The following is a 6,897-nucleotide window of genomic DNA, read 5'->3' as shown; positions in this document are numbered from 1 at the left end:
CCACCACGCCGCAGGCGCTGACATACGGGGAGTTGTTGCGGGCCTTCGCTGCGCTCGGCCTTTTTTACTGTTTCGGGATCTTGGCCTGGACGATCACGTCGCCCCAACGCTTGATTTCCGATTGCAGCAATTGCGCGGTCTGCTCGGGCGTGCTGGACTGGGCCTGGACGTTCATTTCGCGCAGCTTCTGCGTGACTTCGGGGGAGTTCACGGCGGCGGCGATTTCCTTGTTCAGGCGGGCGATGATTTCCGGAGGGGTCTTGGCGGGGGCGGCCAGGGCGTTCCAGGAAGAGGCGACGAAGCCCTTGACGCCTGACTCCTGGGCCGTGGGCACGCCGGGCAGCAGGGCCGAGCGCTTGTCGCCGGTGATGGCCAGCAGGTTGACGGCCTTGGAGTTGATCTGGCCCATGATGGGCGTGAGGATTTCCACGGCCGCGTCGATCTGCCTGCCCCGCAGGGCCGTGACCACGGCGGGAGTGCCGTTGAAGGGCACGATCTGGGCGTCGATGCCGGCCGTGGTCTTGAACAGTTCGGCCGCCAGGTGCTGGGTGCTGCCGATGGCGATGCTGCCGATGTTGAGCTTGCCGGGGTGGGCCTTGGCCCAGGCCACCAGCTCGCCCAGGTTCCTGAAGCGCGAGTCGCTGGCGGTGAGCACGCCGATGTCGAAGTAGCCCAGGGTGGATATCGGCGTGAAGTCCTTGACCATGTCGAAGGGCAGTTGGTTGAAAAGCCCCACGGTGACGGCGCTGCCGTTGGACAGGAGGAACAGCGTGTGTCCATCAGGCGCGGACTTGGCCACGGTGTCGGCTGCGACGATGCCGCCCGCGCTGGGCTTGTTGTCGATGATGACGGGCTGGCCCAGCTGCGAGGCCAGCTTTTGCGCAACGACGCGCGAGGTGACGTCGGCCACGCCGCCTGCGCCAAAGGGCACGACGATGCGGATGGGCTTGTTCGACAGGGGCTGGGCCTGGCTGGTGATGGCGGCCAGCAGCAGGGCCGCGCAGGCCAGGGCGCTGCGCGTGAAGCGGCGTTTGTTCATGGGTCTTTTGTCTCCTGGCCGGCCAGTGTGGCGCAAAAGCGCAGGCCGGCCCAGATCGCCCGTGTTCTGGCTGCTATGCCCTGGCGCAATAGCCGTGTGGCAGCCTGGCCGGGGGCTGGATCAGGCGTGCGTGATCCAGCTGCGGTGCTCGTCCGTGTCCAGGTGGTTGAGCGTGTTGAAGGTCTGCAGCATCAGGCGCTTGGGGCTGGTGGTGAACTCGGTCACGGCGCTGTTGCGGATGCGCATGTTCAGCGCAATGGTGACCTCCGGCGAGGTGCCCAGCACATGGCCCACGGCGGTGGAGATGGGGCCGCCGCTGCTGACCAGCAGCACGTTTTCGTCGGCATGTTCATGCCGCACGCGCTCCAGCACCTGGCGCACGCCGCCGGAGAAGTCGTCCCAGCTGGGCATGCCCTTGGGGCTGATGGTGCCGGCCATCCACTGGGCCAGGGCATCGCACAGCAGGCGGAAGTGGTGGCGGTACAGCTCGGGCGTGTCGGGCTTGGGCAGTGGCGCTGGGTGGATGGCCTGCAGCAGCGCGCCGCTGTCGTATTCATCGAGGCCTGCAAGCGCCTGGGTGCGATGCTGCTCGGCAGGCAGGCTGCCCAGGCCTTCGGCGATGCCGGCCAGCGTCTGCGCATGGCGGCGCAGCGTGCCCGTGTAGACCGCGTCGAAGCGCAGGCCGCGCTCTCGCCAGTAGGCTCCCAGCCTTTGCGATTGCGCCAGGCCGCGTTCGCTGAGCTGGTCGTAGTCTTCGGCACCAAACGAGGCCTGGCCATGGCGCACAAGATAGAGGGTTCCCATGGCGCGGATTGTGGCCAGCGCTGGCGCCGGCGTTTGTCCTGCGGGCGACTGGCTGCCGCCTTGGCGACAGATTCCAGCACCCCGGCAGCCCTTACAACAGCACCTGGCCGCTCACGCACTCCACCACATGGCCGCCTATCCACAGCGCGCCCTGGGCGTCCTCGCTGACATGCACGCGGCCGTCGCGGCCCACGCAGCAGCCCTGGCTGGCGATGTAGGGCGCGCGCAGCAGGCCTTCGCCGCGCAGCCACAGGGCCAGGCTGGCGTTGAGGCTGCCGGTGACGGGGTCTTCGGTGACGCCGACGGGGCTGGCGAAGCCTCGCACTTCCAGGCTGGGGGCGGCATCCGCATCGGCCCCGGCCGGGCGCTGGCCCGTGGCAAAGGCGCGTGCCTCGCGGCTGCTGCGGCCGATCAGTGCCGGTGCATCTTGCGCGCTTTCGTACAAAGCGCAGGCGCCCACCTTGGTGTTCAGCGCCTTGAGCCTTGCATGGTCGGGCTCCAGCGCCAGCACCTGGTCGGGATGCTCGAAGAGCACGCCCATCCAGCGCGGGCCGTTGTCCAGCCAGGCGGCGCGCAGGATCTGGCCGGGCTCCGCGCCCAGCGCGGCAGCCACCTCGGCCAGCAGGCCCGGCTCCACGGCGCCGATGTCGGTGGACGGTGCCTGAAAGGCCAGGCGCCCGTCCTGGCGCTCGATGCCGATCAGCCCCTTGGCGCATTCCTGCACGATGCGCTGCGCCTGCTGCGGCACGCCGCCCTGCGCCAGCCAGGCGTGGCAGCTGCCCAGCGTGGGATGGCCGGCAAAGGGCAGCTCGCCGCCCGGCGTGAAGATGCGCACGCGGTAGTCGGCGCCTGCGGCGCGGCCGGCCTCGGTGGGCGGCAGCACGAAGGTGGTCTCCGACAGATTGGTCCAGGCCGCGAAGGACTGCATCTGCGCATCGGTCAACCCGGTGGCGTCGAGCACGACGGCCAGCGGATTGCCCAGGTAGGGCCGTGCCGTGAACACGTCCACGGTCATGAAGTGGCGCTGGCGGGAGACGTATGCAGGTGTCATGGCAATGGGCAGATGGAAGGGAGGATGGAAAAGCCGACGGCAAGCCGGACTTTGGTTCGACTGCGTGTCGGCTTCCCTCTGGCCCAAGCAGGTAACTGGCCCAAACACCAGGGACGCCGAGCAAGAGCCGCCTCACGGCGGGGGCACCTAGCCGAGGGCGTCGTCCCCCTCCCTTGCGAAGCAAGTAGAGAGGGGGAAGCGGCGCTAGCCGCTCAGGGGGTGGTTTACATCGTGGAGCGGATGGCGGCAGCCAGGGCGGCGATGCCCTTGTCGATCTGCTCGGCCGACACGGTCACGTAGGACAGGCGCAGCGTGTTGGCCTGGGGCTCGTCCGCGTAGAACGGCGCGCCGGGCACGAAGGCCGTGCCGCGTTCCACGGCGGCGGGCAGCAGCTTTTGAGCATCCATGCCCTTGGGCAGGCGAACCCACAGGAACATGCCGCCCACGGGACGGGTCCACTGCACGTCCAGGCCGGCCATTTCGCGTTCCAGCGCGGCCAGCATGGCGTCGCGCTGGCGCTTGTACATGGCGCGGATGGTGGGCACGTGGCGGTCCAGGAAGCCGTCCTTGATGACCTCGGAGACCACGCGCTGGTTGAAGCCCGGCGTGTGCAGGTCGGCCGCCTGCTTGGCCTGCAGCAGCTTGTTGTAGACGGACTTGGGCGCCACCAGGAAGCCGATGCGCAGGCCCGGGGCCAGCACCTTGGAAAACGAGCCCAGGTAGATCACGCCTTCGGGGTTGCGCGCGGCCAGCGGCAGGGCAGGGGGCTGCTCGAACCACAGGTCGCCATAGGGGTTGTCCTCGATCAGCGGGATGCCGAGTTCACGCGCCTTGTCCACCAGGGCCTGGCGGCGTGCCTCGGCCATGGTGCGGCCGGTGGGGTTCTGGAAGTTGGGCAGCACGTAGGCCAGGCGGGCCTTGTCGGCGCCGGTGCCGGCCTTGGTGGCGAAGTCCTCGACGAGGATGCCGTCGTCATCGCTGTCCACGCCCACGGGAATCGGTTCCTGCGGCGCAAAGGCCTGCAGCGCGCCCAGGTAGGTGGGCTTTTCGACCAGCATGCGGCTGCCGCGGTCCAGGAAGACCTTGCCGATCAGGTCCAGCGCCTGCTGCGAGCCCGTGGTGATCAGCACCTGGTCGGGGTCCACTTCCCAGGGCAGGAAGTCGGCCACGGCCTGGCGCAGGGGCGCGAAGCCTTCGCTGGTGGCGTATTGCAGGGCCGCTGCGCCATCGCGCTGCATCACGGTCTGGCAGGCCTGGGTGAACGCGTCCAGCGGGAAGGCCAGCGGCGAGGGCAGGCCGCCCGCCATGCTGATGATGCCGGGACGGTCGGTGAGCTTGAGGATTTCGCGGATGGCGGAGGGGTTCATCTTGGCAGCACGGTCTGCCAGCGTCCAGGTCGTCATAAAAAAAGCAGTTCCAGGTCTTTGCGGTGCCCGCCATGCGGGCGGGCTGGTATGGGTTGCCATGCCGTCGTGGGGCACGGGCCGGCCGCATGTGAAGAGCGCAGTGCGGATGGTGCTTTCGCTCTTGCGCCGGCAATGAGGGTATTTTGTCGCGGCCGTGAAGGGTCTGCGCATCCTCCCTTCAATAGCTGGGCAGGCCAGTACGGCCTTTGCCTGGGTGTGGATGGCGGACCCTCATGCGGCCACCATCCACATCGCCGTCAGCGCCAGCATGGCCGCCATGGCACGGTTGAACCACAGCAGCCTGCGTCCCTGGGCCAGCCAGTGGCGCAGCAGTGCGCCCACGCAGGCATACAGCAGATTGCTGGAGAAGGCATAGGCGGCCATGACGGGCAGCACCACGGACAGGCGCTCGCTCAGGTCGTCGTGCCCCGCCAGCCAGCCGGCCACGATGGCCAGGGCCAGCAGCCAGGCCTTGATGTTCAAGAATTGCAATCCCACGCCCTGCCAGAAACCCACCTGCAACTGCTGCTGAGATTGCAGTGACGCCATCTGTGCGCTGCGGCTCAGGCGCCAGGCCATCCACAGCAGGTAGCCGATGCCGGCGGCCTTGACCAGCCACAGCAGCAGCGGTGCCGCCACGATCGCCGCGCCCACGCCGGCCGTGCTCAGCACCAGCAGCAGGCACCAGCCCACGGGCACGGCCAGGACGAAGCGCAGCGCCGGGCGCAGGCCGTGGTTGGCGGCCAGGGCCGTGGACAGCGTGGTGTTGGGGCCGGGGCTGAAGCTCATGGAAGCGGCGAGCAGCAGCAAGGCGGTGAGTTCGGACGGTGGCATGAGGCGGTGGCCCCGGAGGTCTCCATACAGGCGGCAAGGGGCTGTTGGGGAGGAGGGCACGGCAGGCCTGCTCCGCAGCACGAATGCCTGCAATATAGGTGCAAGACCTGTACAGTACCAATACAGTTGAACCCTCAATTGCATGTTCTGTATCGGCGCCCATCCCGATACAGTGACGTTTTGGTGACCCTCTCATGCCCGTTCCCCTTTCGCGGCTGGCGCCGCAGACCCTGAGTACCCAGCTGGCCGAACGCCTGGGAGAGCGCATCCGCATGCGCCTGCTGCCGGCGGGCGCACGCCTGCCCTCGGTGCGCGAATGCGCGCGCCAGCAGGGCGTGAGCACGCACACGGTGGTGGCCGCCTATGACCTGCTGCAGGCCCAGGGCCTGGTCGAGGCGCGGCCGCAAAGCGGCTTTTTCGTGCGCGATTTCGTGCAGGACGCACCGCTGCTGCAGTCCGAACAGGCCCGCGCCGCGCCTGCGGACGAGGCCACCGGCGCGCCCAAGGGCACGCGCATCAATGCCTCCATGCTGGTGCGCGGCATGTTCCACCAGAGCGTGGGCGGCAGGCCCCAGCCCGGCGCGGGCGTGCTGCCGGCCCAATGGCTGGAGGCAGGCTTTCTGGCCGCTGCCATGCGCAAGGCCTGCTCGGGAAAATCCCTGCACGACTCCTGCGTGGGCTATGGCGACCCGCTGGGCGACATCAGCCTGCGCGAGGCGCTGTCGCGGCGCCTGGCGCGCCTGGGCATTGCGGCGGCGCCGCAGCACATCATCACCACCATGGGCGCAACGCATGGGCTGGACGTGGTCAGCCGGGCCCTGCTGCAGCCGGGCGATCCGGTGATGGTGGAGGAGCCCGGCTGGGCCGTGGAGTTCGCGCGCCTGGCATCGCTGGGCATGCGCGTGCTGCCCGTGCCGCGCGGCCCCGACGGGCCGGACCTGGCCGTGATGCAGCGGTACTGCGAAAGCTGCGTGCCCAAGCTCTACGTCAGCGTGAGCGTGCTGCACAACCCCACCGGCTACAGCCTGTCGCCGGCCAGTGCCCACGAGGTGCTGCAGCTGGCGCGGCGATTCGGCTTCTACGTGGTGGAGGACGATACCTATGGCGAGATCGCGCCCGACCACGCCGCACGCATGACCGTGCTGGACCGCCTGGGCCACAGCATCTACGTGAGCGGCTTCGCCAAGCTGCTGGCGCCCAACTGGCGCGTGGGCTATCTGGCGCCGCCGCCTGCGCTGGTGGAGCGCCTGGTGGACACCAAGCTGCTGTCCACGCTGACCACCCCCGCACTGACGGAACGCGCCCTGGCCCACTGCATGGACCAGGGCCAGCTGCGCCGCCATGCCGAGCGCCTGCGCCAGCACCTGGCCCAGGCCCGCATGCGCAGCGTGGCACTGGCCCAGCAGGCCGGTGCCCGCTTCGCGGCCGAGCCGGCCGGCATGTTCGGCTGGGTGGACACCGGCGTGGACACCGAAACCCTGGCCCAGCGCCTGCTGGACGCCGGCTACTTCATCGCCCCCGGCTCCATGTTCCACGCCGGCCGCCAGCCCAGCACCTGCATGCGCATCAACTTCGCCACCACGCAGGAACCCGCCTTCTGGCGCATCTTCGAACGCGAAGTCCAGGCCATGCGCGGCAGCGCATAGAAAAGGGAATGGGGCAGGGAAGGGAGACGTCGGAGAAGATCGGCATCGCCCCGCAAATCCAGATCAGACCAGGCGCACGGCGCCAAAAACCGACGAGGCCCAAAGCGAGGGACACCG

The 6,897-nt window shown here is 68.9% G+C and carries 6 protein-coding genes; 1 reads left to right on the top strand and 5 read right to left on the bottom strand.

The features are described 5' to 3' along the window. Positions 1-64 precede the first annotated feature (64 nt). The 5 genes from DTS01S_RS23940 to DTS01S_RS23920 form a co-directional block, all read right to left on the bottom strand. A complete protein-coding gene (locus DTS01S_RS23940; RefSeq protein WP_061289141.1) occupies positions 65-1,039 on the bottom strand; it encodes a Bug family tripartite tricarboxylate transporter substrate binding protein in 975 nt (324 codons plus the stop codon). Between the two features lie 120 nt (positions 1,040-1,159). Next, positions 1,160-1,843: a histidine phosphatase family protein gene (locus DTS01S_RS23935; protein WP_043790856.1), complete on the bottom strand. Its 684-nt coding sequence runs from the start codon at positions 1,841-1,843 to the stop codon at positions 1,160-1,162. 91 nt (positions 1,844-1,934) lie between these two features. After that, positions 1,935-2,894 carry a PhzF family phenazine biosynthesis protein gene (locus DTS01S_RS23930; protein WP_061289138.1) on the bottom strand — a complete coding sequence of 320 codons (960 nt, stop codon included), beginning with the start codon at positions 2,892-2,894 and terminating at the stop codon, positions 1,935-1,937. 224 nt (positions 2,895-3,118) lie between these two features. Further along, positions 3,119-4,297, bottom strand: coding sequence for an aminotransferase-like domain-containing protein (locus DTS01S_RS23925; protein WP_061289135.1), 1,179 nt, complete (start codon positions 4,295-4,297; stop codon positions 3,119-3,121). Between the two features lie 234 nt (positions 4,298-4,531). Then, positions 4,532-5,134, bottom strand: a complete 603-nt coding sequence (locus DTS01S_RS23920) for a LysE family translocator (RefSeq protein ID WP_061289132.1) — start codon at positions 5,132-5,134, stop codon at positions 4,532-4,534. A gap of 194 nt (positions 5,135-5,328) precedes the next feature. Here DTS01S_RS23920 and DTS01S_RS23915 point away from each other — a divergent pair, with 194 nt between their 5' ends. Beyond that, the gene (locus tag DTS01S_RS23915; RefSeq protein ID WP_061289129.1) at positions 5,329-6,780 is read left to right on the top strand and encodes an aminotransferase-like domain-containing protein; all 1,452 of its coding nucleotides are present in this window, start codon (positions 5,329-5,331) and stop codon (positions 6,778-6,780) included. Positions 6,781-6,897 lie beyond the last annotated feature (117 nt).

The organism is Delftia tsuruhatensis NBRC 16741 (assembly GCF_001571325.1).
Classification (GTDB): Bacteria; Pseudomonadota; Gammaproteobacteria; order Burkholderiales; family Burkholderiaceae_C; genus Comamonas; species Comamonas tsuruhatensis.
The sequence above is the reverse complement of the archived record's forward strand: the minus strand, read 5'-3'. Positions and strand labels throughout refer to the sequence as shown.

What these genes read in the sequence shown, in the direction of transcription:
- DTS01S_RS23940 (WP_061289141.1), bottom strand. Translation starts at nt 1,039, where the DNA reads ATGAACAAACGCCGCTTCACGCGCAGCGCCCTGGCCTGCGCGGCCCTG.
- DTS01S_RS23935 (WP_043790856.1), bottom strand. Translation starts at nt 1,843, where the DNA reads ATGGGAACCCTCTATCTTGTGCGCCATGGCCAGGCCTCGTTTGGTGCC.
- DTS01S_RS23930 (WP_061289138.1), bottom strand. Translation starts at nt 2,894, where the DNA reads ATGACACCTGCATACGTCTCCCGCCAGCGCCACTTCATGACCGTGGAC.
- DTS01S_RS23925 (WP_061289135.1), bottom strand. Translation starts at nt 4,297, where the DNA reads ATGACGACCTGGACGCTGGCAGACCGTGCTGCCAAGATGAACCCCTCC.
- DTS01S_RS23920 (WP_061289132.1), bottom strand. Translation starts at nt 5,134, where the DNA reads ATGCCACCGTCCGAACTCACCGCCTTGCTGCTGCTCGCCGCTTCCATG.
- DTS01S_RS23915 (WP_061289129.1), top strand. Translation starts at nt 5,329, where the DNA reads ATGCCCGTTCCCCTTTCGCGGCTGGCGCCGCAGACCCTGAGTACCCAG.